Below are 24964 nucleotides of genomic sequence, written 5' to 3'. Positions count from 1 at the left end.
CCAGCCTCCTGAACTTTGGGGTTGCCCTTAACCTACTCGCCAGTAGGCTACGCCTATGAGTGACAAGTACGCGAGCTTCGTCCAGTCAGGTCCGGGCCGCCTCCTCGTCAAGCGCCTCGGCCTGCCCGACCCGCCCCGACTGCGCCGGCACACGCCGGGTGACCCGCTCGTGGCCGCCCCGGTGCTGCTGCACGCCGCGCCCGGCGGCCGCCTCGCCGCCGAAGCGGCGAAGCTGCTCACCGCGGCCGGCGTGGAGATCCGCGAGTTCACCGCGGCGGCCACCGACGCCGAGACGACCACCCCCACCCGGTACGGCGCGCTGGTCTTCGACGCCACCGGCATCACCGACTCGACCGCGCTCCGCGCGCTGTACGACTTCTTCCACCCCCATGCCCGTTCGCTGGTCCCCTCCGGCCGGGTGATCGTGCTCGGCACCCCACCCGAGGAGTGCGCAACACCCCGGGAGACCACCGCGCAGCGGGCCCTGGAAGGGCTGACCCGCAGCATCGGCAAGGAGTTCGGCCGCGGCATCACCGCCCAGCTCGTCTACGTCAGCGCCGGCGCCGAGCAGGCGATGGAGTCGACACTGCGCTTCCTGCTCTCCGGCCGCTCGGCGTACGTCTCGGCGCAGGTGATCCGGATCCACCCCGCCCAGGTGACCGCACCGGCCGACTGGGACCGCCCGCTGGACGGCAAGGTCGTCCTGGTCACCGGGGCGGCCCGAGGCATCGGCGCGGCGCTGGCAAAGGTGCTGGCCCGCGACGGCGCCCACGTGGTGGCGCTGGACGTCCCCGCCGCCGGCGAGGACCTCGCCCGGGTCGCCAACGACATCGGCGGCTCCGCGCTGCAGCTGGACCTGACCGCCGCCGACGCACCGGCCCGGCTCGCCGACCACCTGGCGCAGCGGCACGGCCGCGTCGACGTGGTGGTCCACAACGCCGGCATCACCCGCGACAAGACCATCGCCAAGATGGACGCCGCCCGCTGGGACTCGGTCATCGACGTCAACCTCAGCAGCACCGAGCGGATCAACGACATGCTGCTGGAGCGCGACCTGATCCCGGCCGGCGGCCGGATCATCGGCGTCTCCTCGATCGCCGGCATCGCCGGCAACCGCGGCCAGACCAACTACGCCACCTCCAAGGCCGGCGTGGTCGGGCTGGTGCAGTCGATGGCCCCGGTGCTGGCCGAACGCGGCATCACCGTCAACGCCGTCGCCCCCGGCTTCATCGAGACGAAGATGACGGCCCAGATCCCGCTGATGATCCGCCAGGCCGGGCGGCTGATGAACAGCATGTCCCAGGGCGGGTTGCCGGTGGACGTGGCGGAGACCATCGCCTGGTTCGCCTCCCCGGCCTCGTCCGGGCTGCGCGGCAACGTCGTACGCGTCTGCGGCCAGAGCCTGCTGGGGGCGTGATGTCGGCGACCGAGACCGCAGCCGGCCCCGAGGTGCTGGAGCTTCCCGCCATGCCGGCGACCGGGCCGCTCTACCGGCGGGCCGCGATGTCGCTGCTGCCCGGCGTCGGCGCGGCGCGCGGCGCGCACCTGCCCCCGCTTCAGGTGGTGGTCCGCGACGTCGCCGTCGACCGGGCACACCTGGCCGCGTACGACCGGGTCTGTGGTTTCCGGCTGCGCGACACGCTACCGGCGACGTACCCGCACGTGATGTCGGCGGCGCTGTCGATGCGGTTGATGACCGCGCCGGGCTTCCCGTTCCCGGTGGTCGGGCTGGTGCACGTCGGCAACCGCATCACCGTGCGCCGGCCGATCGACGCCGGCGAGCGGCTGACCTTCACCGGGTACGCCACCGACCTGCGCCCGCACGAGCGGGGCCGGCAGTTCGACCTGGTCGTCACCGCCGCGATCGACGGGGAGGTGGTCTGGGACGACGTCTCGACGTACCTGCGCCGGGGCGGTTCGGCGGACGGCGCCGCAGCCGGCACGGACGGCCCGGCCGACGGCGCCACGTCCGGCGATCGGCGCGAGACCGCTCCGGGCGGCGACGCCCGACGCGGTGGCCGGCGCGGCGAGGACCGGCCGGCACCGCCCGCGGCGACCGCCCGGTGGCGGGTGGAACCCGCCGTCGCGAAGGCGTACGCGGCGGTCTCCGGTGACCACAACCCGATCCACACCTCGCGGATCGGGGCGCGGGCCTTCGGTTTCCCCCGGCCGATCGCGCATGGCATGTGGAGCAAGGCCCGCTGCCTGGCGGCGATCGAGGAGCGGCTGCCCGAGGCGTACACCGTCGACGTGGCGTTCAAGCTGCCGATCCTGCTCCCGGCGACGGTGGCCCTGGCGGCGACTCCGCTCGGCGCCACCCCGCGCCCCGGTGGGCTGGCGCCGGGCGGGTTCGCGCTGCACGACGTCCGCAGCGGAAAGCCGCACCTGTCCGGATCGGTCTCGGCGGAAGCAGGCATGACGAGGGGGAGCACCGGAAACATGTAGGCATGGACTCGCTGCTGGGCCTGCTCGAGGCGACGATGACTTCGGGCTGGGTCTACCTGCTCATCATCGGGATCGCCGCGCTGGATGCGTTCTTCCCGGTGGTGCCGGGCGAGACCGCCGTGATCACCGCGGCGGTCTTCGCCGCCGGCGGCCAGCCCGACCTGGTGCTGGTGATCGCCGCCGCGGCGGCCGGCGCGGTCCTCGGCGACCACATCTCGTACGCCCTCGGGCGCGCTTCCGGCGGCGAGCGGCGGCTGCGCCGGCTGCCGCGGAGCAGCCGGCGGCGGGCGGGGGCCGAGTGGGCGCGGGGTGCCCTGGAGCAGCGCGGCGGCACCATCCTGCTCACCGCCCGGTACGTCCCCGGCGGGCGGACCGCGGTCACCCTGACGATGGGCGCGCTCGGCTACCCACGCCGGCCGTTCTTCCTCTTCGACCTGGCGGCCGGGATCACCTGGGGCGTCTACTGCGGGCTGCTCGGCTATCTCGGCGGGCGGACCTTCGGCCACAGCCCCGGCCGGGCGCTCCTGCTCGGCCTGGGGCTGGCAGCCGGGCTCGCCCTGCTGATGGAGCTGACCCGCCGGTTACTTGCCCGCCATCGCTCGCGGGCCGGAACCGGCGGCTGACCGGACGCCACAGGCGACAACCCCCGGCGAGCCACGCCACGGGCGCGCCGATTCCGACAAGCGAGCCGCCAATGCGCGCACCGACCCCAGGCGAGCGGCCAGGTCAGGATGCCGGTGGGCGCCAGACCGCGCCGCGGAGCAGCTCACCGGCACCGAGCCAGGCGACGTTCATCATCCGGGTGGCGGCTTTCTCCGGGTCGGCGTCGGGGTGGTCGGCGAGCCAGTCGGCGAGCGACTCGCTCGCCCCGACCAGCGCGTACGAGGCAACCTCCAGATCCGTACGGCCGATCTCGCGCCCCTGGGCGCGCAGCGCGCTGTCGAGCATCGCGCTGACCACCTCGACCACCCGGGTGCGCATGCCGGCGAGTTCGGTGGCGAAGGGCTGCTCGCCGCGGGCCTGCCGGTAGAGGACCGCCCAGCCGTCGCGGTGCGCGCCGACGAAGCCGAAGAACGCCCGCAGTCCCCGCCAGAGTCGCTGGTCCGGGGGGAGTTCCGGGGCGACCTCGCCCGCGATCGCCTCCATCATCCGGGTGCCCTCGCGCCGGATGCAGGCGACGAAGAGGTCTTCCTTGGGGCCGAGGTAGGCGTAGACCATCGGTTTGGAGATGCCGGCGAGCTCGGCGATCTCGTCCATGCCGGCGGCGTGGAAGCCGCGCCGGGAGAAGACCTGCACGGCCGCGTCGAGCATCTGCTGCTCACGGACCGCCCGCGGCAGCCGCTTGAACGTGGGAGAGGTGGACACTCTTGCAAGCATACCTACTCGCCCGTAAGGTTACGCCGGAGTAAGTAACGCCACACCGGAGGGCCACCACCATGACCGACTTTGATCCCGCGACCTTCTCCACGGTGGAGCCGAAGGAGTTCGCAAAGATCGTCAAGTCCACGCCGGACGACAAGATCCGCGAGGTGATGCAGAGCGACCTGCGGGACCAGGTCCTCGGCGAGGTCTTCCGCCGGATGCCGTCGATGTTCCGCGCCGACCGGGCCGGCTCCGCCAACGCGGTCATCCACTGGAACATCACCGACCGCCCCGACGGCGGCAGCGACCTCTACGAGGTCGTCATCGCCGACGGCGTCTGCACCGTCAACGAGACCCCGCAGCACGAGCCGAAGCTCGCCCTCACCATGGGCCCGGTCGAGTTCCTCAAGATCGTCTCCGGTGGCGCCAACCCGGTGATGATGTTCATGACCGGCAAGCTCAAGGCCAAGGGCGACCTGGGTCTCGCCGCCAACATCGCCAACCTCTTCGACATCCCGAAGGCCTGATTTTCATGACTGATTTCTCGCTCGACCTGAACGAGGAACAGCGGGACATGCGCGACTGGCTGCACGGCTTCGCCAAAGAGGTCGTGCGGCCCGCCGCCGCCGAGTGGGACGCCCGCGAGGAGACTCCGTGGCCGATCATCCAGGAGGCCGCCAAGATCGGCCTCTACGGCTTCGAGTTCGTCGCCAACTGCTGGGCCGACCCCACCGGGCTCTCGCTCCCCATCGCCAACGAAGAGATCTTCTGGGGTGACGCCGGCATCGCCCTGAGCATCTTCGGCACCCACCTCGCCGTCGCCGCCATCTACGGCTCCGGCACCCCCGACCAGCTCGTCGAGTGGGTCCCGCAGTGCTTCGGCAGCGTCGACGAGCCCGCCGTCGGCGCCTTCTGCACCACCGAACCGGAGGCCGGCTCCGACGTCGGCGCCATGCGCACCCGCGCCGTCTACGACGAAGCCACCGACGAGTGGGTCCTCAACGGCCAGAAGGTGTACGCCACCAACGGCGGCATCGCCAAGGTGCACGTCGTCACCGCCTCCGTCGAACCCGAACTCGGCTCCCGCGGTCAGGCGGCCTTCATCATCCCGCCGGACACCAAGGGCTTCGCCTCCACCCGCAAGCTCAAGAAGCTCGGCCTGCGCGCCTCGCACACCGCCGACGTCTTCCTCGACGACGTACGGCTCCCCGGCAGCTGCCTGCTCGGTGGCCGCGAAGCGCTGCTGGAGCGCCTCGACCGGGCCCGTTCGGGCAAGCGGAGCTCCGGCCAGGCGGCGATGAAGACCTTCGAACTGAGCCGTCCGGCCGTGGGCGCGCAGGCGCTCGGCGTGGCCCGCGCCGCCTACGAGTACTCCCTGGAGTACGCCAAGGACCGGGTCCAGTTCGGCCGCCCCATCATCGAGAACCAGTCGATCGCCTTCGCGCTGGCCGACATGAAGATGGAGATCGACGCGGCCCGGCTGCTGGTCTGGCGTGCGGCGTGGATGGGGCGCAACAACCGCCCCTTCACCGCCGGCGAGGGCTCGATGTCCAAGCTCAAGGCCGGTGAGGTCGCCGTGGCCGTCACCGAGAAGGCCGTCCAGATCCTCGGCGGTGCCGGCTACGTACGGGAGCACCCGGTCGAGCGCTGGTACCGCGACTCCAAGATCTACACGATCTTCGAGGGCACCTCCGAGATTCAGCGACTGGTGATTTCGCGCGCGATCTCGGGTATGTACATCCGCTGATCCCCCGGCACCGTCCACCCCTGGAAGGGCCCCTTCCCGCTGACCCGAACGGCGACCAGAAGGGGCCCTTCTGCACACCCGAACGGAGGGCCCGTCAATGAACCCGCTGTTCCTCGCCTCCACCATGGCGCGCCGCGGCATGCTGGGGCCGACCGCCCCGCACCGCATTCCCGGCCAGCTCAACGCACTGCGCCGCTGGGGCTTCAGCCTCGCCGGTGAACTGCGCCAGGCCGCAGCGCGCGAACCCGACCTCGTCGCGATAGTCGACGAGGAACGCGGTGAGATCACCTACCGGCAGCTGCTGCTGCACGCCGAACGGCTCACCCGGTCACTGCGCAGCCGGGTCGGCATCACTCCGGGCGACCGCATCGGCGTGATGGCCCGCAACCACGCCGGGCTGATCGAGACGGTGCTCGCCGCCACCATGCTCGGCGCGGACACCGTACTGGTCAACACCGGTCTGGCCGCCACTCAGCTCGCCCAGGTCACCGAGGAGCAGCAACTGCGCGCCCTCGTCCACGACGACGAGTTCGCCGACCGGGTGGCCGGCCTGCCGGCCGAGGTCATCCGCATCGACGAACGCACCCAGCAGGACCTGATCGGCAACGCACCGCCGGGCAAGGTCACCCCGCCGGACCGGCCGGGCCGCATCATCGTCCTCACCTCCGGCACCACCGGCGCCCCGAAGGGCGCCCGCCGCCCCACCCCGGGCGGTTTCGGGCCGCTGATCAGCATCATCGACCGGATCCCGCTGCACGCCAAGGACAACATCCTCATCGCCGCACCGCTCTTCCACACCTGGGGCTACGCCGCCCTGCAGGTCTCCTTCGCGCTGCGGGCAACCATCGTCCTGCAGCGGCGCTTTGATCCCGCCGAGACGCTGCGCGCGCTCAACCGGCACGAGTGCGGCGCGCTCTTCGCCGTACCGGTGATGCTGCAGCGGATCCTGGAGGTCGAACCGCCGAAGCGGCTGCCCCCGATCAAGGTCGTGGCGGTCAGCGGCTCCGCGCTCCCCGGCACCCTGGCAACCCGCTTCATGGACGTCTACGGCGACGTCATCTACAACCTCTACGGCTCCACCGAGGTCTCCTGGGCCTCCATCGCCACCCCGGCCGACCTGCGCAAGGACCCCGGCACCGCCGGCCGCCCCCCGTACGGCACGAAGCTCGCGATCCTCGACGGCGAGGGCAAGCCGGTCCCCACCGGAGAAGTCGGGCGGATCTTCGTCGGCAACGAGATGCTCTTCGAGGGCTACACCTCCGGCACCAGCCGGGAAAGCCTCGACGGGCTGCTCAGCACCGGCGACCTCGGCCACCTCGACGCCGACGGCCTGCTCCACGTAGACGGCCGGGAGGACGACATGATCGTCTCCGGTGGGGAGAACGTCTTCCCCGGCGAGGTGGAGAACCTGCTCGCCCAGCTCCCGCAGGTCCGGGAAGTCGCCGTCATCGGCGTCCCCGACGACCAGTACGGCCAGCGCCTGGTCGCATACGTCGTGCTGCACCCCGGCGAGAGCCTCGACGCCGAGGCGGTCCGCGAATACGTCCGCCACTACCTGGCCCGCTTCTCGGTGCCCCGCGAGGTGCACTTCATCGCCGAACTGCCCCGCAACGCCACCGGCAAGATCCTCGCCCGCGAGCTGCGGGCAGCAGGCAGCTGACCCGACAGCCGCGCACGGCGGCGCGGGCCGGCCTTACCGGGCCGGTCCGCGCCGCCGTCGTGGAGGCACGACTGCCGAGGGCGGACACACGGACCACGGCCGCGTAACATCGAACTTCGCTCATATCGATCGTGCTGACGGCGAGCGTGAGGAAGAACCCGATGACAGATCCTTTCGGCGCGGCCGGCATGGGTCAGATGCTGGACCGGGCGATGGCGGTGCTCAACTCCATCGGCGCGGACGGCAGCGCGGCACCCAGGCCTGAACCGGTCACCATCGAGGGAAACGGCAGCGGCGCCGACGGCATGGTGCATGTCACCGCCGAGTCGCCGGGCCACATCACCGGGCTGGTGATCGAACCGCGGGCGCTCCGTCTCGGCACGGAGGTCCTGGCCGAGGAGATCAGCAACGCCGTCAACGCCGCACTTGCCGACCTGCGCAGCCAGGCCGCGGCCACGAGCGTCGCACCCGACCTTGCCCGGCTGGAGGAGCAGCTACGAGAGGTGCAGGCCAATGCCCTGCATCAGTTCCGCGCGCAGAACGCCGCGCTGATCGAAGTGCAGGAACGCATCGCCCGGCAGGGCGGAAAATGAGCGGCCTCCACGTGGATCCCGACAGCCTGCGCACGTCGGGACAGCAACTTGAAGCGATCACTGCCCGCTTCTCGGCGGAGTTGTCGAGCTTCCGTGCTCAACTCTCCTCCTTCGGAGAGCCGTGGGGTCACGACGACATCGGGTCGCTCATCGGGGTCGCCCACGAGGAGGTCTCCTCGTACGCGTTCGAGTGTTATCAGAGCGCCCTCGACGAGATCACCTTCGCGGGAGAGGACCTCGGCACCATGGGGGATCTGTACGACGCTGCCGAGAGCGCCATCACCGAGCGTCTGGCATCCCTGCGGAACGTCCTGGAGTAGGCGGCTATGGGGCTTCAACTTCCTGGCGAGCTCACGTCGTTGCTCGACATCCTCGGTTACACCTGGCCGCAGGCCGACGAGACCAGGCTCTTCGAACTGGGCCAGGCATGGATCGGGTTCGCCGGGACCATCGACAGCGTGGTCGCCGAGGCCGGCTCCGGTGCTGCCACGGTCTGGACCGGCAACGAGGGCAGTGACATCCAGGCATTCCGGAGCTGGTGGTCCGCCCCGGACAGTCCGGCGGCAACGCTTGCCGATGGCGCCACCGCCGCTCTGCTCACCGGCAGCGGGCTCATCATCTGCGCGACGATCGTCCTGTCGCTGAAGATCGCGGTGATCGCGCAGCTCGTCGTACTGGCGATCCAGATCGCCCAGGCGGTGGCCGCGTCCGTGGCCACCTTCGGCGCGTCGCTTTCGCTGATACCCGTCTTCCATCAAATCTGCCGAACCATCGTCGGCCTTCTGATCGAGGAGGTCCTCTGGATGTTGCTGGACGGATGAGATGACCACTACACCGGCGGCCACCACCCCACAACACAGTGGGCGCAAGAAGAGCGGCAAGCTGATTCGCGCCGCCCTGCGGTATCTCCGCAGGCAGGACGGGCGGGAGGCGAAGCGCCGCGCACCGGATCGGATGACGCCGGAGCGCCTACGGCACATGATGGAGGGCGAGAACCGCAAGGGCTACCACTACCGTCCCGGCGGTGAGGACTTTGCCGACCGCCGGATCACCCAGGTCGTGCGCCGGGATCCGACGACCGGTGTGTACGAGGCGAAAGTAGAGTTCTACAAGGACCCACCGGGCCAGTGGGTGCCAAAGGTCGGTCAGGGCCGGAGCACCTTTTTCCCGGATCACTGGACGCCGCAACAGGTCGACAACGCCGTCACCGACGCCTTCCGCACGGCGACCAAGTTCCCCGACGGCCACTGGGAGTCGACCGTGAACGGTGTCCGGGTCATGGGTTACTACGACCAGACGACCGGAGCACTGAAACACGGCTTCCCGTACCTGTAGACAAAAGGACCCCCACGTGAGCTTCATCAGCTTTTACACCGACGAGAGCGGCTTCCCGGCCTACCGCGCCGATGACAACCGCTACGTCCCCCTCGGGGTCTGGTTCGTCATGGAACTGCGGAACTCCCCGTACCAGTGCCTGGACCTGCTGGCGCTCGTCGACGACGCTGCCGCTGGTCGGTCCTCCGACGGTGAGTGGGAGGGCGAGGCCTTCCACTGCACCGTCACCACCTCCGGCGTGACGGTGCAGAACACCATCCTGGACGACCAGCAGGGCACCTACTCATTGGCGGAGGTCCGGCAGGCGGCCGAGGACTACTGGCGCCAGCTCCCGGAGCCCTCCCGGATTCCTGCGGACCTCGCCGACTGGGAACGGTCCTGGAACCGCCCGCACCCCTACCGGGGCCGGCTCTTCTGATCGATCCACGGCTCAGCGCAAGGCCCGTAGCCGCCCCGGAAGCTCCAGGAGGTTGTCGATACGGACGTACGCCCGTTCCATCTCCGGACGAGTCACCACCGGTGCGCCGTCGGCGCAGCCCCTGCGCCCGCAGGACCGAGCGCCGGGTACGGCGGAAGTGGGTCGGTTCATCGCTACGGCAGGGTGATGCGCCCCTCGGCGGCGGCGAGCGCGATGTCGCGGCGGTGGTGCGACCCGTCGAGCGTCACCCCGTCGACCAGCGCGTACGCGGCCTCGCGCGCGGCGTTCAGATCGGCACCGGTGGCGGTCGCGCAGAGCACCCGGCCACCGGCGGAGACGAGCCGCCCGTCGTCGGTCTCCCGAGTGCCGGCGTGGATGATCCCCGGCACCTCGGCGCCGGTGATCTCGTCGCCGGTGCGCGGGGTCGCCGGGTAGTTCGCGGAGGCGACCACCACGGTCACGGCCGCGCCGGCACTCCACCGCAGCGGCGGGTGCACCGCGAGCGTGCCGGTGGCGGCGGCGCGCAGCAGCCCCGCGAGAGGAGTCTCCAGCAGCGCCAGCACCACCTGGGTCTCCGGGTCGCCGAAGCGGGCGTTGAACTCGATCACCTTCGGCCCGTCGGCGGTGATCGCCAAGCCGACGTAGAGCAGCCCGGCGAAGGGCGTGCCGCGGCGGCGCATCTCGGCCAGGGTCGGGTGCACGACCTCGGTCATCACCTGCGCGACCAGACCGGGCGGGGTCCAGGGCAGCGGCGCGTACGCACCCATGCCGCCGGTGTTCGGGCCGGTGTCGCCGTCGCCGACGCGCTTGAAGTCCTGCGCGGGCAGCAGCGGCACCGCCGACTGCCCGTCGGTCACCACGAAGAGCGACACCTCGGGGCCGGCAAGGTACTCCTCGATCACCACGCGCCCGCACTCGGCTGCGTGCCGTTCGGCGGCGGCGCGGTCGTCGGTCACCACGACACCCTTGCCCGCGGCCAGACCGTCGTTCTTGACCACGTACGGCGCGCCGAAGTCGTCCAGCGCCGCCGCGACCTCCTCCGGCGTGGTGCAGGCGTACGCGCGGGCGGTCGGCACCTGCGCCGCCGTCATGATCTCCTTGGCGAACGCCTTGGAGCCCTCCAGCTGCGCGGCCTCCGCCGAGGGGCCGAAGACCGGGATGCCCTTGGCGCGTACGGCGTCGGCGACCCCGGCGACCAGCGGCGCCTCGGGCCCGATCACCACCAGATCGGCGGCGATCTCGACGGCCAGGGCGACCACCGCCTGCGCGTCGGCCGGGTCGATGTCCCGCAGGTCCGCGACGGTGGCGATGCCCGGGTTGCCCGGGGCGGCGATCAACTGCTCGACGTTGGGGTCGGCGGCCAGGCCCAGCGCAAGCGCATGCTCACGACCACCGCTACCCAGGAGAAGTACGCGCACCCCGCGATCCTACGCACCGGGGACGGGCCGGCCGCGCGGCACCACCGACGGCACGTCAGCCGGTCGATACCGGCGGGCCGGGATCAGCCGGGCGGCGCCGGCGGGACCGATCAGCCGCGCAGCGCCACCACCGGCTCGATCCGGCCGGCGCGCACCGACGGGTAGAGCCCGGCGAGCAGCCCGGTGAGTCCGCCGATCAGGGGTGCGACGAGCACCGTCCAGGGGGCGAGGATCGGTGACCACTGCTGCGTCAGCGCGACGCCGACGACGGTCGCCGCTCCGGCGCCGGTCGCGACCAGTCCGCCGATCAGCCCCAGCAGGGTGCTCTCGGTGAGGAACTGGGCGACGATGTGGCGGCGCTGTGCGCCGAGCGCCCGCCGCAGCCCGATCTCGGGCACCCGTTCCAGGACCGCCACCAGGGTGGTGTTGGCGATGCCCACGGCCCCCACCAGCAGGCTGAGCCCGGCCAGGGCGAGGAAGAGCGCGGAGAGGTCGGTGTCGACCTTTTCGCGCAGCGCACTGGGGTCGGGGGGCGCGCTTGCCCGCAGCCGCTCGGCGGCGTCTGGCCGCAGTGCCAGCGGCGCCTGCCGGGCAACCATCTCGGCGGCGCCCAGCTCGGTGTCGATGATCATCTGAGGTGGCTGGCCCGGGTCGACCGCCACCGGCCAGAGCTTCTCGACCGTGCCGCGGGGCACCCAGACCGCGGCGAGCAGTTCGGGGCTGCGTTCGACCTGGTCGACGATCCCCACCACGGTCAAGGGCATTCCCCCGACGATCACCACCGGCCGGTTGTCGAGCCGGGTGATGCCGAGTTGCCGGGCCGCGACCCCGCCGAGGAGGGCGACCCGTTCGGCCCGTCTGTCCAGCGCCGCGTCGAGAGCGCGCCCCTGCCCCAGCTCTCCCCGTACGGCACTCAGCAGTCCCGGCGAGGCGGCGAGCACCGGAATCGCGCTCTGCGACGGGCCACCGGGCAGTTCGACGGCGGTCACGGCGCCGACCCGGTTCGCCGGGACGGCCCAGTAGACCCCGGCGTGCCGTACGCCGTCGATCGCCAGCACCCGCTCCTCGGCGTCGGCCGGAAAGGCGGTGCCCGCGAAGTCGGGCTCGGTCACGGTCAGGTCCTCGACCCGGACCTCGGTGGCGGAGAGTTCGGTGAAGCTCTTGCTGATCTGGCCCTGCGCGCTGGCGGTGATGCCGAGGATGGCGACGAAGGCGGCGAGGCCGAGCACGATGCCGAAGAGGGTCATCACGGTGCGCCCCGGGCGTTGCAGGATGCCCGCGAGGCACTCGTTAACCAGGTCGACCGCGCGCAGCCGGCTCCTCTCCTCGGGCTCGCCGGTCATCGCGTGCCCGCCCGGCCGAGCTGTTCGGTGAGGACGCCGTCGGTGATGGAGACCAGCCGCTGCGCCCGCTCGGCGATCCCCCGGTCGTGGGTGATCATGATGACGGTCAGCCCGGCGTCGTGCAGCTCGGTGATCAGGTCCAGCACCCCTTCGGCGGTCGTCGAGTCGAGGTTTCCGGTCGGCTCGTCGCAGAGCAGTAGCGCCGGGCGTCCGACCAGCGCCCGCGCGATGGCGACCCGCTGCCGCTCGCCGCCGGAGAGTTCGATCGGCAGCGCCCGGGTGCGATCACCGAGCCCGACGCGGGCCAGCGCCTCCCGCGCGGCCTGCTGCCGCTCGCCGCGGGGAACCCCGCGGTAGAGCAGGCCCAGGGCGACGTTCTCCTCCGCCGTGCGGTGCGACAGCAGGTGGAACGCCTGGAAGACCAGTCCGATCCGCCTGGCCCGCAGCGAGGTCCGCCGGGCCTGCGACATCGTCGCGGTGTCCACGCCGCCGAAAAGGTAACTGCCGGCGGTGGGACGGTCGATGAGCCCGAGGATGTTCAGCAGGGTCGACTTGCCGGAGCCTGACCGTCCCACCACCGTCACGTACTCGCCGGGATGGATGGTGAGGTCCGTCGGCGCGAGGGCGGGCACCGGCGGCGGTCCGGGATAGGTGAGCGCCACCTGCTCCAGCCGGATCAGCGGTTCGGGGTTCATGCGAGCCCGATGGTGACGAGATCGCCGGACTGGAGCCGGCCGTCGGGGACGGTCACGGCCACATGGCCCTGGGCGCTGAGCCGCGGCACGACCACAACCTGCTGCTCCCGGCCTTCGGCGTCGCGCTTCGTCACATAGGTCGCACCGTCGGCGGCGGCGTAGAGCGCCGTCACCGGCACCACCAGCTCCGCCCCACCGCTGGAGGCGGTCTCGATGGTGAGCCGCACGTTCTGCCCGCTGGCCTTGGCATCGAGCCGGGAGGCCGGGGTGACCAGCAGTGACACGCCGGACGGGGGCGCGCCGTTACCGCCGGCTGGATCGGCGGGCTCCTCGTGGCCGATCGAGGTGATCTCCCCGTCGGCGTTGAGCCCTTCGTCGCCGGCGATCTCGACCGCCTGCCCCGGTTCGCAGACTGCGCGCTGCGCCTCGGTCAGGGTGGCCCGCACGACCAACTCGCCCGCGGCGAAGGTGATCAGCGGCGCCACCACCTCCGAGCCGACCGCCGCCGTCATCGCGTCCACCCGCGCCGGAAACGAGGGCAGGAAGGTGTACTCGCTCTGCGGCAACATCGGGCCGGTGTTCTCCCGGACCTCGGCCAGCCGCTGGCGGGCCCGGGTCAGATCCTCCTGCGCCCGCGTTACGTTCTTGGCGGCGGCCGACCGCTGCTGCCGGGTCGTCCCCGGCGTACGGGCGAGCTCGCGAGCCTCGTCCTGAGCATCGACCACGGCCCGCTCGGCGGCGACGACCTGCTGCTCGGCCTCGTCCACCTGCTGCTGGTCGTTCTCCGTGGTGGGGAGCGGCTCGTAGCCCCGGTCGGCGTAGAAGCGGGTCAGTGCATCCTTGGTGCCGGCGCCGAACCAGCCCGCCGGGTCGGCGGTCGGATAACCGAGCTTGCGCAGTGCCACCTGCAACTGCGCGACGTCCTTGCCCTGGGCGCCGGGCTTCAGATCCCGGTACGCGGGCGTCCGGCCGGGGAGCACGATCAGCGGCCGGGCCGCCACCTCCAGCGCCACCGCCCCCGCCTTGATCCGGTCCCCCGGCCGCACCTTGACGGCGGTGACGATCGCGGCGCCCTCACCTCGTACGCCGGGGGTCACCTCGACCGACTGCATCGGCCGCACCTCGCCGCGAACGACAACGGTGTCCCGCAGGACACGCTGCTCCACCGGGGCGGTCAGCACCGTTGGCGGCGGAGGCGCGGCCTCCGCCGCCAACTGCTGCGGGGACCTGATCCAGAGCGGCGAGAGCACACCGAGGAGCGCGACGACCAACGCGACCGCCACGACCACGAGAAGCCGCCGCCGGCTCCGATCGAGGGGCGCCTTCGGCGTCTCGCCGGCACTGCCACCCATGAACCGGACCTTCCTACGGATGCTGGCCTGCTTCCGCGAGCACCTTGTTGGCACGCTTGACGAGCGCGTCGAGGTTTTGCTTGTAGACCCGCAACGTCTCCCAGTCGCGCTCGATGAGCACCTTCTGGTATGCCACCTCGGCCGCGATCCAGGTGCCCAGCAGACCGGTCGACTTCTTGCACTCGACGTCGGTGACAGCGCTGCGCTTCTCCTCGTCGCTGATGACCGCCTGGTGCTTGTTGCTGCCACGCTTGTCGTGCCAGTACCCGAACGGCGCCTGCGGGTCGGCGTAGTCCCAGCCTGCTTCCTTCATGCAGCTGCGCCACGCATCCAGCAGGGGCGCCACTCGGCTGTCCTGGGTCGCGCGGGTCAGCGCCTCTTTCTCCAGATCGACCCGGCCGTTGCCGTCGACCATTTCGAAAGTGAAATCGCCCATGACCGCCTCGACTTCTCTGGCCGCACAGCCGCCTTCGGGAACCGGACGGCCCTGGTAGGTGTCCACCTGCCCCCACCAGACACTCTGCCCGTCGGCGCCAAAGCGGAAAAAGTCGGGATCGTCCTCCGTCACCGGTGGGCTGTCGTAGCCGAAGGCAGCGGCCGACTTCTCATCCCACACGCCGTACTTCGCATAGGGATTGGCAGGGATTGCGCCCTCCGCATTCCAGCCCGGGGTCGGCGAAATGCCGAACTCGCTCATGCACTTGTCGCCGACGACGATCCGAGCCCGGTTCACCAGCCGAATCTTCGCGTCGCCCATCGCGTGGGCCATGAGGGGCATGGAAACGGTCGTCGGATCCGCGGCCGCGACAATCGACTGATCCAGCGGCGGCTCACCGCCCGCCAGCGGATCCAACTTGACCACCGCAGTATCGCCCTCACCTGAAGCGTCCTCCTGCGAGGTTGTCCCGCTCGAAGTGCAGCCGGTCAGGAGAATCGCAGAGATCGCCAGGAACGCGTACGTGCGAGGTCGCCGGATCATGGTCCTCTTTCGTTCGCGGGCCGAGTCATCCCCGGACACATCGACTGCCGGAAGGATAGGCGAAGATCGAATGTCCATGGGGGACGTTCACGCGACCCGCGGGGGCGCGCCGAGGCGCGTGACAAGCCCCGCAGCACCGGGCGCGATCGGGGGCGGAACGCGAAGCGGCCCGCTCTCGCGGTGAGAGCGGGCCGGTGACGTACGCGGAGGGCTAGATCAGCGGGGTGCGGACGACGTTCTCCTCGCGGCCGGGGCCGACGCCGACGACGCTGACGCGGGTGCGGCAGATCTCCTCGATGCGGGCGATGTAGCGGCGGGCGTTCTCCGGCAGGTCATCCTCGGTGCGGGCCTTGGTGATGTCCTCCCACCAGCCGTCGAGCTCCTCATAGATCGGGGTGGCGTGGTGGAAGGCGGTCTGCGTCATCGGCATGTCGTCGTAGCGCTTGCCGTCGATCTCGTAGCCGACGCAGATCGGCACCTTCTCCAGGCCGGTGAGCACGTCGAGCTTGGTGATGACCAGGTCGGTGACGCCGTTGAGACGGCAGGCGTACCGGGCGACGACGGCGTCGAACCAGCCGCAGCGGCGCTCCCGGCCGGTGGTGGTGCCGTACTCGTGGCCGATCTTGCGGAGGTGCTCGCCGTTGGCGTCGAAGAGCTCCGTCGGGAAGGGCCCGGAGCCGACCCGCGTCGTGTACGCCTTGCTGACCGCGATGACCTTGGTGATGGCCGTCGGCGGGATGCCCGCGCCGATGCAGGCGCCGCCGGCGGTTGGGTTGGAGGAGGTCACGAAGGGATAGGTGCCGTGATCCATGTCGAGCATGGTCGCCTGGGCACCCTCCAGCAGCACGTTCTCGCCGCGGTCCAGGGCGTCCCAGAGCATCACCCGGGTCTCGGCGATGTACGGCGTGAGCCGCTCGGCGTACTCCAGGTACTCCGCGATCACCGTGTCGACGTCGATCGCCGTGCGGTTGTAGACCTTGAACAGGGTCTGGTTCTTCTCCCGCAGCGCCAGCTCCAGCTTTTTGCGGAGGATGCCGGGGTCGAGCAGGTCCTGCAGGCGGATGCCCATCCGGGCGACCTTGTCGCCGTACGCCGGGCCGATGCCGCGGCCGGTGGTGCCGATCTTGGCCTTGCCGAGGTAGCGCTCGGTGACCTTATCCAGGGCCCGGTGGTGCGGCATGATCAGATGCGCGTCGCCGGAGATCCGCAGCCGGGAAACGTCCACGCCGCGCGCGGCGAGGCCGTCGATCTCCTCCAGCAGCACCTTCGGGTCGACGACCACACCGTTACCGATGACGATCATCGCGCTCGGGGAGAGCGCCCCCGACGGCATGAGGTGCAGCGCGTACTTCTGGCCGTCCGGCGTGATCACCGTGTGCCCGGCGTTGTTGCCGCCGGAGTAACGCACCACGTAGTCGACCTGCTCGCCGAGCAGGTCGGTAACCTTGCCCTTGCCCTCGTCGCCCCACTGAGCGCCGAGGAGCACGATCGCTGGCATCTTCTCGCCTCCAGGGGGCTCGGGTGCCGGGTGGCGACCGTGCGGCGAGCCCGAGGTGCAGGTTAACAAGAGGTCACGGTCGGCCATCGCGGGCCGTGAGAATGGTCCAAGGAGGCCGCCGTGTACGACGTGGTGCTGCTCACCCTCGCGACAAAGCGGGGAGCGGCGGCCGGCTGCGGCAGCGGTGGCGGCGCCTGCTGCGCCGCGCCGGCCACCGGCGACACGTCCACCGGCTCCCCCGGCGAGGCGCCCGCGAGCGCGGGAGCGCCCTCTCAGACGTCGGCAGACCCCGCTGCGACCGACGACACCTCCCCGGCCCCGGCCTGCGCGACCGGCGACACGACCATCTGCGGCGACGACGCCGGCCCGGGCGACCCGCCGCGGGTGCCGGTGCTGCGCTGCGCCGACGCGCTGACCGACGCCGGCGCCCGGGTGGAGACCGTCACCGCGTACTCCGACGCCGAGATCGACGAGGTGCTGGCCCGCCTCGACGGCCCGCCCCGCCCCGACGGCCTGACCTTCCCCGACCCGGACTCCAAGACCCGCCTGGTGATCGCCACCGGCAGCGACGCCCAGCTGCGGGCCGTGCTGCGCCGGATGGTGCGCCGGTACGCCCCGCCGCCGAGCCGCCGCCCCGACGATCTCGCCGGCAACCGCACCGTTCCGGACCTGCCCCCGATCGGCATCCTGCCGCTGGACCCCGACCGCGGTGGCGCCCAGCGGGACCTGGTCGCACAGCTCGGCCTGCCCCGGGAGCCGGCCGCGGTCGCCGCCGCCGTCCTGGCCGGACGGACCCGCCGCCTGGACCTGCTGCGCAACGACGGCGGTTCGGTGACGCTCGACGGCGCGCTGCTCGGCGCCGCGGACGAGTCCGGCCGGCCTCTACACTGGCGCGGCCGGGTGGAGGTCGACGACGCCGTCCTCGCCACCGGGGAGGAGCCGCTGCTGGCCTGCGCCGTCGGCAACGCCGACGGGTACGCCCGCCTCGACGGCCTGCCGCTGCTGACCGACCCCGACCCCGCCGACGGGCGCATCGACGTGGCCGTGGCGGTGCCGGTGGTCACCCGTGGCCGCTGGGGACGCAAGCGGATGCGCTTCGAGGTCCGACGGGCGAGCGGCCGGGCCGTGGCGGTGATTCCCCGCGACTCGGACGTGCCGTACCTGGACGACGGGGTCGAGGCGACGCTGAACCGCAAGCGTTCCTGGTGGATCGAACCGCAGGCCTGGGCGGTCTTCACCGGCTGAACCGGCGCCACGGCACCGCCTGATCCGACCACCACGCAGCTGCTGCGCCGTCCCGACGGTCCGCCCCGGGGACGAACAGGACGGGGACGCCACCGGGCCCGCTTCGATGCGGAGGCATATCCTCGGGGCTCGGGAGGGGAGGAACCGTGGAAAAGAATGCTGACCGGGAGCCGGACACTTCGTCGGTGCCGACGCGGGACATCGAGCCATTCTGGGATGAAAGCGACCCACCGGCCGCCCCGGATCCCTTCGCCGCGCACTCCGGCCCGTCCGACCAGCACGGCCTGCCCATCCCACCTGTCCAACCCGGCGTGCCCAACCAGCCCGGAATGCCGACCCAGCCCAGCGTGCCCAACCAGCCTGGCGTGCCCAACCAACCTGGCGCGCCCTCGCAGGCCGGGCAGTACCACCAGCCTGGCCAGCCCGGGGCGTACAACCAGCCCGGCCAGCCCGGCCAGTATCCGCCGCCCGGCCAGTACGGCCCGCCCGGCCAGTACGGCCCGCCTGGCCAGTACGGCCCGCCTGGCCAGTACGGCCCGCCTGGCCAGCACGGACAGCCCGGCCAGTACGGGCAACCTGGCCAGCCGGGACAGGCCGGCCCGCCCGGTCAGTACGGCCAGCCTGACCAGCCCGGCCAGTACGGACAGCCCGGCCAGTACGGGCAACCTGGCCAACCCGGACAGCACGGACAGCCCGTGCCCGGCCAGCCCGGATGGTCACCGGCAGCGCCGAGCGCCTGGTCCACGCCGCCCCGTTCGCAGGGCTCCGCCCCGGTACCGCAGCCTTCCCCCGGCGCGCCCCAACCCCCGTACGGGGCCGGGCCCGGCTGGACGCCGGCGTACCCGCAGCCCTCGTCCCAGCCCGGAATCGCGCCAGTGCCCGGCACGGCGCCGCAGCCTGGAATCGCGCCACAGCCTCAGGTGGCCGCGCCCGGCGCCCCGCCGCAGAACGGACCGTCCGCCGCGCTGAGCGCCGAGCAGACGCCGCCGGCGGACAACCCTGGAGAGCGCGACGCGGACCTGGAAGCGGCGGACGCCGTACCGGGTGACCGTGTCTCCGAGCCGGCCACCGACGTCAACGCCGGCCCCGACGCCGATGCAGGCCAGGAAGGGCCTGCTCTCACGGCACGTGGCACCGCGACCCCACCCGGAGCCCGTCCGGCGGCCGGGGTGCAGGGCGTCGCTTCGGTGACCGCCTGGAGTGGCCCGCCGACACCGCCCGCCCCGCAGCCCTCCCCGTCCGGTCCGGCGACGTCCGGCGCCACCGCGAGCGGTGCTGCGGTGCCGATTGATCCGGCGTCGGGCCCGCGTCCGGCCGCCGGCACCTACGGCGCGCCCGTGGCACAGCCGCCCGCCTGGCAGCAGCCGACCGCCCCCGCCTGGCAACAACAGCCGGAAGGCGCCCCGGGCTGGCAGCAGCAGGAGGGCACCCCTGGCTGGCAGCAGCAGACCGGCGCGGCAGGCTGGCCGCAGCAGCCGCATCCGGGTGTGACGCCGGTGCCGCAGCAGGAAGGGCCGGGGGTGACCCGGGTGCCGCCGGCCGCCGGCTTCCCCGAGCAGAACTGGACCTCGGACTCGGTGACGCCGACCGCCGAGGACTTCGCCCGGCGCCGGGCCGCCAAGCCGGCCGAGCCGGTGGCGACGATGGGTGTCCGCGCGGCGGTCAACAAGATCGGGTTGGTCAAGCTCCCGCCGAGCCGGCAGGAGCAGGAGATCAAGCGCGACATCGAAATGGTCCGGCGCAACTTCGGCGGCCTACGCCAGGTGACCGTCGTCAACCCCAAGGGCGGGGCCGGCAAGACCGTCGCGATCCTGCTGCTGGCGATGACCTTCGGTCAGAAGCGCGGCGGGTACGTCCTGGCCTGGGACAACAACGAAACCCAGGGCACCCTCGGGATGCGCGCCCAGCAGGACTTCCACTCCCGTACGGTGCGTGATCTGCTCCGCGACCTGGGGCAGTTCCAGGGCGCCTCGGGACGGGTCGGCGACCTGTCACAGTACGTCCGCTCGCAGGCTGAGGGGATGTTCGACGTGCTCGCCTCGGACGAGTCGGCGACCGGCGGCGAGATGCTCACCGCCGCCGCCTTCGCCGAGATCCGCGAGGTGGTCAGCCGCTTCTACAAGCTGATCTTCGTGGACACCGGCAACAACGTCCGGGCGCAGAACTGGCAGGCGGCGATGGACGCCACCGACCAGCTCGTGGTCACCATGTCGGCCCGGAACGACTCCGCCGAGACTGCGGCGCGGATGCTCGACCACCTGGAGCAGAGCGGGCGGCAGCGCCTGGTCCGCCAGGCGGTCACCGTGGTCTCCATGCCCGCCTCCCGCAAGGAGATCGACCTGCCGGCGATCCAGCAGCACTTCGCCGCCCGGACCCGGCTGGTGCTGACCGCGCCGTACGAGCGGCTCCTCGACTCGGGCGAACCAATCCGCTACGGCCAGCTCTCCTCGGCCACCATCGACGCCTGGCTCAAGATCGCAGCAGCGGTGGCCGAGGGGCTCTGACGCCCTGACCGATCGGATCGGCGGAGACGCCAGGGCGGGACGCGGCGGACGCGGACACGCCAGGGCAGGACGATGCGGGTGCGCCCCGGGCAGGACGGAGCCCGGGACGCACCGCTGCGGTCAGAAGCTGGAGAGCGCGTCGGCCGCCGCCGGGTCGCAGTCCCGCAGGAACTGCGCGCAGCGCGCCGCCTCGTCGGACTCGCCGATCGCGTCGGCCGCCCGGGAGAGCACGTAGAGGCAGCGCAGGAAGCCGCGGTTCGGCTCGTGCGACCACGGCACCGGGCCGTGGCCCTTCCAGCCGTTGCGGCGCAAGGCGTCCAGGCCCCGGTGATAGCCGGTGCGGGCGTACGCGTACGCCTCGACGGTGGCACCGGCGGCGAGGGCCCGCGCCGCGAGCGCGGCCCAGGGTGCGCTCGCGGCCGGGTAGGCCGCGGCGACCTGGGCGTACGCCTCGTCGGTGTCCGCCTTCTTCGCGGTGGCGAGGGCGTCACGGATCTCGTCGTTCCCGGGCAGGTGTGTGGCCGGTGGTTCGGGCAACAGGTTCTGCATCCGTCCATTCAACCCGCACCCCACCCCGACGCGCGAGGCCGGGGCCGCTGTCACCTGGACCAACGTCGGGTTACACCGCGGGGCCGGTGTGCCGGAGGAGCCCGTCTGACGGAGGATGGTCGGCGTGTCGACACCACCACCCGCCGATGTCCTGGACCTCTCCACCCACCACGAACTGGAGATCGAGACCCGCGCCGACCTCGACCGGCACCTCGCCGCCGGCACGCTCGCCGGCAAGACGGTGCAGGGACTGCGCCTCGACCTGGACCCGCCGGACCTGACCGCCGTGGACCTGGGTGACACCCTCTTCGTCGGCTGCCGGTTCGCCTCCCGCGAGGTCGCCGCGGAGCTGATCCGGCGCGGCGCGTTCGTGGTGCCACCGTTCGTCACGCTGCCGTACTCGACCCAGCCGCCGCAGCTCTACACCGCCGACGACCTGGCGGCCGGCTTCGCCGAAGGTGGCTTCGACGCGATGTGCGACAGCCGCGTCTACCAGCACTTCCGCGCCCACGGCGGCGCGACGCCCGAGGTCCGCGAGGCGCTCACGCAGCGGTTGCACGACCACGGCATCGACAACGCGCTGGCCGGCACGATCCGCGCCTGGGTGGCCGAGCACGGACCGGAGTCGGTCGTCGGGGTGATGGGCGGGCACGCCGTGCTGCGTGGCGCGCCGGCGTACCGGCAGACGGCGGTGCTGGGCTGGGAGCTGGCCCGGGCCGGCCGGCTGGTCATCACCGGCGGCGGACCGGGCGTGATGGAGGCGGCGAACCTCGGCGCGTACCTCTCCCGCCACCCGGCCGAGGCACTCCAGGCCGCGATCGACGAGCTGGCGACCGCGCCGGACTTCCACGAGCCCGACCCGTACACCGCGGTCGCGCTGCGCGTCCGGCAGCGGTACGCCCCACCGTCACCGGACGGCGGCCTTCCCCGCGCCCGCGCAGCGAACGACCACACCCGCACAACGGGCGGAACCGACGGTACGAGCATTCACCCCCGCATGACAGGCGGACCCGACGGTACGACGGCTGCGCCCCGCCCCACGGTCGGCGACGGGCGCGGGCTGCCCGGGGTCGGCGACGGGCGCGGGCGCCCCGCGGTCGGCGAGGGACGCGGGCGGCCCGGCAGCGCCGGCGAGGGGCACGACTGGGCCCGGCAGGGCGGGTTGTCGATCCCGACCTGGCTCTACGGGCACGAGCCGGCGAACCTCTTCGCGGGGCGGATCGCCAAGTACTTCTCCAACGCGATCCGGGAAGACACGATCCTGCGGTTGGCCCGCGGCGGCATCGTCTTCGCCCCCGGTGGCGCGGGGACGGTGCAGGAGGTGTTCCAGGCGGCGACGAAGACCTACTACTGCACCGACGGCGCCAGCGGCGCGTACGTCTTCCTCGGCCGGGAGTTCTGGACCTCGACCCTGCCGGTTGCCACGTTGCTGCGCCCCCTGCTCGCCGCCGCCCCGTACGGCGATCTCTCCCCGACGGTGCACCTCACCGACGACGTCACCGAGGCGGTACGCCTGCTCCTGGGCTGACCGCGGGCCGGCAGCGAGCCGGCCCACGACGGGCGGACACGGAGCCGGTCGGACGCGGAGCCCGTCGGCGAACCGCGCCCGGAAGCACGCCCGCAACCCCCGCGCGGCACGGAAGCGCCGCACGGAAGCACGCCCGCAACGCGCACGCGGCACGGAAGCGCCGCACGGAAGCACGCCCGCAACGCGCGCGCGGCCGGCCCCCAGCAGGGACCGGCCGCGCGTACGGGCGTTCGTGGGTTACTTGGCGAGGGTGGTGCCGGTCGAGCGCAGGTGCTCGCAGGCCTCGACGACGCGGGCGGCCATGCCCGTCTCGGCGGCCTTGCCCCAGGCGCGCGGGTCGTAGAGCTTCTTGTTGCCGACCTCGCCGTCGACCTTGAGCACGCCGTCGTAGTTGCGGAACATGTGGTCGGCGACCGGGCGGGTGAAGCAGTACTGGGTGTCGGTGTCGATGTTCATCTTCACCACGCCGTAGTCGAGCGCCTCGCGGATCTCCGACAGCAGCGAGCCGGAGCCGCCGTGGAAGACCAGGCTCAGCGGCTTGTCCTTGCCGTACCGCTCGCCGACGGCGTCCTGGATCTGCTTGAGGATCTCCGGACGGAGCTTGACGTTGCCCGGCTTGTAGACGCCGTGCACGTTGCCGAAGGTCAGCGCCGCCATGTAGCGGCCCTTCTCGCCGAGGCCGAGCGCCTCGACCATGGCCAGGCCGTCGTCGACGGTGGTGTAGAGCTTCTCGTTGATGGCGTTCTCGACGCCGTCCTCTTCGCCGCCGACGACGCCGACCTCGATCTCCAGGACGATCTTGGCCTGGGCGGCCTGCGTCAGCAGTTCCTCGGCGATCTGGAGGTTCTCCGCCACCGGTACGGCCGAGCCGTCCCACATGTGCGACTGGAAGAGCGGCTCCTGGCCCTTGGCCACCCGCTCCTTGGAGATCTCCATCAGCGGCCGGACGAAGCCGTCGAGCTTGTTCTTCGGACAGTGGTCGGTGTGCAGGGCGATGTTGACCGGGTAGTTCTTCGCCACCTCGTACGCGTAGGCCGCGAAGGCCGCCGCGCCGCTGACCATGTTCTTGACGCTCGGGCCGGAGAGGTACTCGGCACCACCGGTCGAGACCTGGATGATGCCGTCGCTCTGCGCGTCCGCGAAGCCCTTGAGAGCGGCGTTGAGGGTCTGCGAGGACGTCACGTTGATGGCGGGGTACGCGAACCGGCCGGCCTTGGCGCGGTCCAGCATCTCGGCGTAGACCTCGGGGGAAGCGATGGGCATCTGGAAGACTCCTTTAACTACCGCTGCCGGCCGTCGTGGCCGCTGTCGTCGGAGAGTGCGCGGGGCACGTGGTCCTCGCTGGGCAGTATCCCGTAACCGGGCCACTCGGGTACAACCGAGGTGATCTCACCGGCGTTCCCAGCTGTCCGGCACGAGGACGCTGATCGCCCAGGTCACCACCGCCATCACGATGGCGCCCCAGAACGCCGCCCAGAATCCGGAGATGTGGAACGGCAGGTCGAGCGCCCCGGCGATCCAGTCGGTGAGCAGGAAGAGCAGGGCGTTGACCACCAGCGCGAACAGGCCGAGCGTGAGGATGTAGAAGACGCAGCCGACGACCTTGATCAGCGGCTTGATCACCGCGTTGACGACGCCGAAGATCAGGGCGACGACGATCAGGGTGCCGGCCTTCTCCGCGGTGGAGCCCCCGTCGACTTCGATTCCCGGCACCACCAGGGTCGTCACCCAGAGCGCCAGGGCCCCGATCAGGAGCCGAACCAGTAGTCCCATGCCCCTCATCCTGGCATTCGGCGCGGCCACTGCGACGGACAATCAGCGACTCGCGGTTTGCCGCCGGCTTCCCGCGGAAAGGACGAACAGCCCGTACGGTGGGAGAGGCCACCCGGCCGGGAGGCGCACCGCGACCGACCAGCCCGACCAGCGCGAGGAGGCGACCCATGGGCCAGCCCGACGAGGACGAGTTCACTCCCGACGAGAGCCTTCCGCCGGGCGAGCGCAACCTGGAGACCCCGGAGCGGGACGCGGTCGAGCAGGCGATCCCGGTCGATCCGTCGACGGAGGAGCCGGTCGTGCAGCGCGGCTTCGAGGTCGACGACTGGGATTCGCTGGAGCAGGCCCGGATCGTCGGCGTCGACGAGGACGACTACCGCTGACCTCGCGTCGAGCGCAGCGGGCCGTGACGGCCCGGTGGCGCAGCGCAGCGCAGGAAACGGACTTGTCAGCCACTGCGGCTGTTTGATCCGCATGCGCGCGGGATCGCTCAGGATTGGCCCCTACACTGCCCGGGTAA

General features: G+C 71.8%; 24 protein-coding genes and 1 pseudogene. 15 read left to right on the top strand and 10 right to left on the bottom strand.

Translation table 11 applies throughout. From position 1 onward, the window contains the following. Window positions 1–55: 55 nt before the first annotated feature. Genes ACK8GG_RS00745 through ACK8GG_RS00735 form a run of 3 tightly spaced genes read left to right on the top strand, consistent with a single transcriptional unit; the run spans window position 56 to window position 3068 of the window. Window positions 56–1417 carry a 3-oxoacyl-ACP reductase gene (locus tag ACK8GG_RS00745; protein WP_440354486.1) on the top strand — a complete coding sequence of 454 codons (1362 nt, stop codon included), beginning with the start codon at window positions 56–58 and terminating at the stop codon, window positions 1415–1417. After that, the gene (locus tag ACK8GG_RS00740; protein ID WP_440355269.1) at window positions 1417–2445 is read left to right on the top strand and encodes a MaoC/PaaZ C-terminal domain-containing protein; all 1029 of its coding nucleotides are present in this window, start codon (window positions 1417–1419) and stop codon (window positions 2443–2445) included. The genes ACK8GG_RS00745 and ACK8GG_RS00740 overlap by 1 nt, the downstream gene beginning before the upstream one ends. Window positions 2446–2447: 2 nt before the next feature. Next, on the top strand, window positions 2448–3068 hold the full coding sequence (locus tag ACK8GG_RS00735) for a DedA family protein (protein WP_440351448.1): 621 nt from the start codon (window positions 2448–2450) through the stop codon (window positions 3066–3068). Window positions 3069–3171: 103 nt separating this feature from the next. Here ACK8GG_RS00735 and ACK8GG_RS00730 read toward each other — a convergent pair whose 3' ends face one another. Then, complete coding sequence (locus ACK8GG_RS00730) at window positions 3172–3810, bottom strand: TetR/AcrR family transcriptional regulator (RefSeq protein WP_440354488.1); 639 nt, start codon at window positions 3808–3810, stop codon at window positions 3172–3174. Window positions 3811–3881: 71 nt separating this feature from the next. On the opposite strand from ACK8GG_RS00730, the gene ACK8GG_RS00725 reads away from it, so the two are divergent. From ACK8GG_RS00725 to ACK8GG_RS00690, 8 genes are all read left to right on the top strand, one after another. Then, window positions 3882–4334 carry an SCP2 sterol-binding domain-containing protein gene (locus tag ACK8GG_RS00725; protein WP_440351446.1) on the top strand — a complete coding sequence of 151 codons (453 nt, stop codon included), beginning with the start codon at window positions 3882–3884 and terminating at the stop codon, window positions 4332–4334. A gap of 5 nt (window positions 4335–4339) precedes the next feature. Next, window positions 4340–5554, top strand: a complete 1215-nt coding sequence (locus tag ACK8GG_RS00720) for an acyl-CoA dehydrogenase family protein (protein ID WP_440351445.1) — start codon at window positions 4340–4342, stop codon at window positions 5552–5554. 97 nt (window positions 5555–5651) lie between these two features. Then, entirely contained in the window at window positions 5652–7214 is a 1563-nt protein-coding gene (locus ACK8GG_RS00715; protein WP_440354489.1) for an AMP-binding protein, read from the top strand. Window positions 7215–7345: 131 nt separating this feature from the next. Next, the gene (locus ACK8GG_RS00710; protein ID WP_440354490.1) at window positions 7346–7807 is read left to right on the top strand and encodes a YbaB/EbfC family nucleoid-associated protein; all 462 of its coding nucleotides are present in this window, start codon (window positions 7346–7348) and stop codon (window positions 7805–7807) included. Between the two features lie 11 nt (window positions 7808–7818). Continuing rightward, the gene (locus ACK8GG_RS00705; protein WP_440354491.1) at window positions 7819–8127 is read left to right on the top strand and encodes a hypothetical protein; all 309 of its coding nucleotides are present in this window, start codon (window positions 7819–7821) and stop codon (window positions 8125–8127) included. Window positions 8128–8133: 6 nt separating this feature from the next. After that, on the top strand, window positions 8134–8628 hold the full coding sequence (locus tag ACK8GG_RS00700) for a WXG100-like domain-containing protein (protein ID WP_440351441.1): 495 nt from the start codon (window positions 8134–8136) through the stop codon (window positions 8626–8628). A gap of 1 nt (window position 8629) precedes the next feature. Continuing rightward, a complete protein-coding gene (locus ACK8GG_RS00695; protein WP_440351440.1) occupies window positions 8630–9142 on the top strand; it encodes an EndoU domain-containing protein in 513 nt (170 codons plus the stop codon). A 16-nt stretch (window positions 9143–9158) separates the two neighbouring features. Continuing rightward, window positions 9159–9560 (top strand): hypothetical protein, encoded by a 402-nt coding sequence (locus tag ACK8GG_RS00690; RefSeq protein ID WP_440354493.1) that lies wholly within the window; start codon window positions 9159–9161, stop codon window positions 9558–9560. A gap of 173 nt (window positions 9561–9733) precedes the next feature. On the opposite strand, the gene purD is transcribed toward ACK8GG_RS00690, so the two are convergent. The 6 genes from purD to ACK8GG_RS00660 all read right to left on the bottom strand — a co-directional run bounded on the left by purD (window position 9734) and on the right by ACK8GG_RS00660 (window position 16845). Then, entirely contained in the window at window positions 9734–10978 is a 1245-nt protein-coding gene (purD, locus tag ACK8GG_RS00685; protein WP_440354494.1) for a phosphoribosylamine--glycine ligase, read from the bottom strand. 110 nt (window positions 10979–11088) lie between these two features. Further along, entirely contained in the window at window positions 11089–12321 is a 1233-nt protein-coding gene (locus ACK8GG_RS00680) for an ABC transporter permease (protein WP_440355268.1), read from the bottom strand. Further along, window positions 12318–13016, bottom strand: a complete 699-nt coding sequence (locus ACK8GG_RS00675; protein ID WP_440354496.1) for an ABC transporter ATP-binding protein — start codon at window positions 13014–13016, stop codon at window positions 12318–12320. Before ACK8GG_RS00675 ends, ACK8GG_RS00680 begins: the two co-directional genes overlap by 4 nt. Next, the gene (locus ACK8GG_RS00670; RefSeq protein WP_440355267.1) at window positions 13013–14368 is read right to left on the bottom strand and encodes a peptidoglycan-binding protein; all 1356 of its coding nucleotides are present in this window, start codon (window positions 14366–14368) and stop codon (window positions 13013–13015) included. The genes ACK8GG_RS00675 and ACK8GG_RS00670 overlap by 4 nt, the downstream gene beginning before the upstream one ends. A gap of 13 nt (window positions 14369–14381) precedes the next feature. Continuing rightward, a complete protein-coding gene (locus ACK8GG_RS00665; RefSeq protein WP_440354498.1) occupies window positions 14382–15230 on the bottom strand; it encodes a hypothetical protein in 849 nt (282 codons plus the stop codon). A 328-nt stretch (window positions 15231–15558) separates the two neighbouring features. Beyond that, complete coding sequence (locus ACK8GG_RS00660) at window positions 15559–16845, bottom strand: adenylosuccinate synthase (RefSeq protein WP_440355266.1); 1287 nt, start codon at window positions 16843–16845, stop codon at window positions 15559–15561. Between the two features lie 120 nt (window positions 16846–16965). Between ACK8GG_RS00660 and ACK8GG_RS00655 the strand changes: the two genes are divergently transcribed. Then, a complete protein-coding gene (locus ACK8GG_RS00655; protein WP_440355265.1) occupies window positions 16966–18090 on the top strand; it encodes a hypothetical protein in 1125 nt (374 codons plus the stop codon). A 1109-nt stretch (window positions 18091–19199) separates the two neighbouring features. Next, window positions 19200–20594: pseudogene (locus ACK8GG_RS00650) on the top strand (MinD/ParA family ATP-binding protein); the annotation flags it as partial. Window positions 20595–20714: 120 nt separating this feature from the next. On the opposite strand, the gene ACK8GG_RS00645 reads toward ACK8GG_RS00650, so the two are convergent. Continuing rightward, the gene (locus ACK8GG_RS00645; RefSeq protein ID WP_440351434.1) at window positions 20715–21143 is read right to left on the bottom strand and encodes a DUF3151 domain-containing protein; all 429 of its coding nucleotides are present in this window, start codon (window positions 21141–21143) and stop codon (window positions 20715–20717) included. Window positions 21144–21267: 124 nt separating this feature from the next. Here ACK8GG_RS00645 and ACK8GG_RS00640 point away from each other — a divergent pair, with 124 nt between their 5' ends. Next, on the top strand, window positions 21268–22671 hold the full coding sequence (locus ACK8GG_RS00640) for an SLOG cluster 4 domain-containing protein (RefSeq protein ID WP_440354501.1): 1404 nt from the start codon (window positions 21268–21270) through the stop codon (window positions 22669–22671). Between the two features lie 237 nt (window positions 22672–22908). Here ACK8GG_RS00640 and fbaA read toward each other — a convergent pair whose 3' ends face one another. Beyond that, window positions 22909–23934 (bottom strand): class II fructose-bisphosphate aldolase, encoded by a 1026-nt coding sequence (gene fbaA / locus ACK8GG_RS00635; RefSeq protein ID WP_440351432.1) that lies wholly within the window; start codon window positions 23932–23934, stop codon window positions 22909–22911. A gap of 126 nt (window positions 23935–24060) precedes the next feature. Continuing rightward, window positions 24061–24444 carry a phage holin family protein gene (locus ACK8GG_RS00630; protein ID WP_440351431.1) on the bottom strand — a complete coding sequence of 128 codons (384 nt, stop codon included), beginning with the start codon at window positions 24442–24444 and terminating at the stop codon, window positions 24061–24063. Window positions 24445–24611: 167 nt separating this feature from the next. Here ACK8GG_RS00630 and ACK8GG_RS00625 point away from each other — a divergent pair, with 167 nt between their 5' ends. Beyond that, the gene (locus ACK8GG_RS00625) at window positions 24612–24827 is read left to right on the top strand and encodes a hypothetical protein (protein WP_440354502.1); all 216 of its coding nucleotides are present in this window, start codon (window positions 24612–24614) and stop codon (window positions 24825–24827) included. The last annotated feature ends 137 nt before the right edge of the window (window positions 24828–24964 follow it).

Source organism: Melissospora conviva, assembly GCF_049523535.1.
In the GTDB taxonomy this organism is placed as follows: Bacteria; Actinomycetota; Actinomycetes; order Mycobacteriales; family Micromonosporaceae; genus Melissospora; species Melissospora conviva.
Note: the sequence above shows the minus strand (reverse complement) of the source record. Positions and strands in the feature narration are given on the sequence as shown.

What these genes read in the sequence shown, in the direction of transcription:
- ACK8GG_RS00680 (WP_440355268.1), bottom strand. Translation starts at nt 12,321, where the DNA reads ATGACCGGCGAGCCCGAGGAGAGGAGCCGGCTGCGCGCGGTCGACCTG.
- ACK8GG_RS00630 (WP_440351431.1), bottom strand. Translation starts at nt 24,444, where the DNA reads ATGGGACTACTGGTTCGGCTCCTGATCGGGGCCCTGGCGCTCTGGGTG.
- ACK8GG_RS00735 (WP_440351448.1), top strand. Translation starts at nt 2,448, where the DNA reads ATGGACTCGCTGCTGGGCCTGCTCGAGGCGACGATGACTTCGGGCTGG.
- ACK8GG_RS00700 (WP_440351441.1), top strand. Translation starts at nt 8,134, where the DNA reads ATGGGGCTTCAACTTCCTGGCGAGCTCACGTCGTTGCTCGACATCCTC.
- ACK8GG_RS00695 (WP_440351440.1), top strand. Translation starts at nt 8,630, where the DNA reads ATGACCACTACACCGGCGGCCACCACCCCACAACACAGTGGGCGCAAG.
- ACK8GG_RS00675 (WP_440354496.1), bottom strand. Translation starts at nt 13,016, where the DNA reads ATGAACCCCGAACCGCTGATCCGGCTGGAGCAGGTGGCGCTCACCTAT.
- ACK8GG_RS00645 (WP_440351434.1), bottom strand. Translation starts at nt 21,143, where the DNA reads ATGCAGAACCTGTTGCCCGAACCACCGGCCACACACCTGCCCGGGAAC.
- ACK8GG_RS00740 (WP_440355269.1), top strand. Translation starts at nt 1,417, where the DNA reads ATGTCGGCGACCGAGACCGCAGCCGGCCCCGAGGTGCTGGAGCTTCCC.
- ACK8GG_RS00720 (WP_440351445.1), top strand. Translation starts at nt 4,340, where the DNA reads ATGACTGATTTCTCGCTCGACCTGAACGAGGAACAGCGGGACATGCGC.
- ACK8GG_RS00715 (WP_440354489.1), top strand. Translation starts at nt 5,652, where the DNA reads ATGAACCCGCTGTTCCTCGCCTCCACCATGGCGCGCCGCGGCATGCTG.
- ACK8GG_RS00725 (WP_440351446.1), top strand. Translation starts at nt 3,882, where the DNA reads ATGACCGACTTTGATCCCGCGACCTTCTCCACGGTGGAGCCGAAGGAG.
- ACK8GG_RS00660 (WP_440355266.1), bottom strand. Translation starts at nt 16,845, where the DNA reads ATGCCAGCGATCGTGCTCCTCGGCGCTCAGTGGGGCGACGAGGGCAAG.
- ACK8GG_RS00625 (WP_440354502.1), top strand. Translation starts at nt 24,612, where the DNA reads ATGGGCCAGCCCGACGAGGACGAGTTCACTCCCGACGAGAGCCTTCCG.
- ACK8GG_RS00670 (WP_440355267.1), bottom strand. Translation starts at nt 14,368, where the DNA reads ATGGGTGGCAGTGCCGGCGAGACGCCGAAGGCGCCCCTCGATCGGAGC.
- fbaA (WP_440351432.1), bottom strand. Translation starts at nt 23,934, where the DNA reads ATGCCCATCGCTTCCCCCGAGGTCTACGCCGAGATGCTGGACCGCGCC.
- ACK8GG_RS00745 (WP_440354486.1), top strand. Translation starts at nt 56, where the DNA reads ATGAGTGACAAGTACGCGAGCTTCGTCCAGTCAGGTCCGGGCCGCCTC.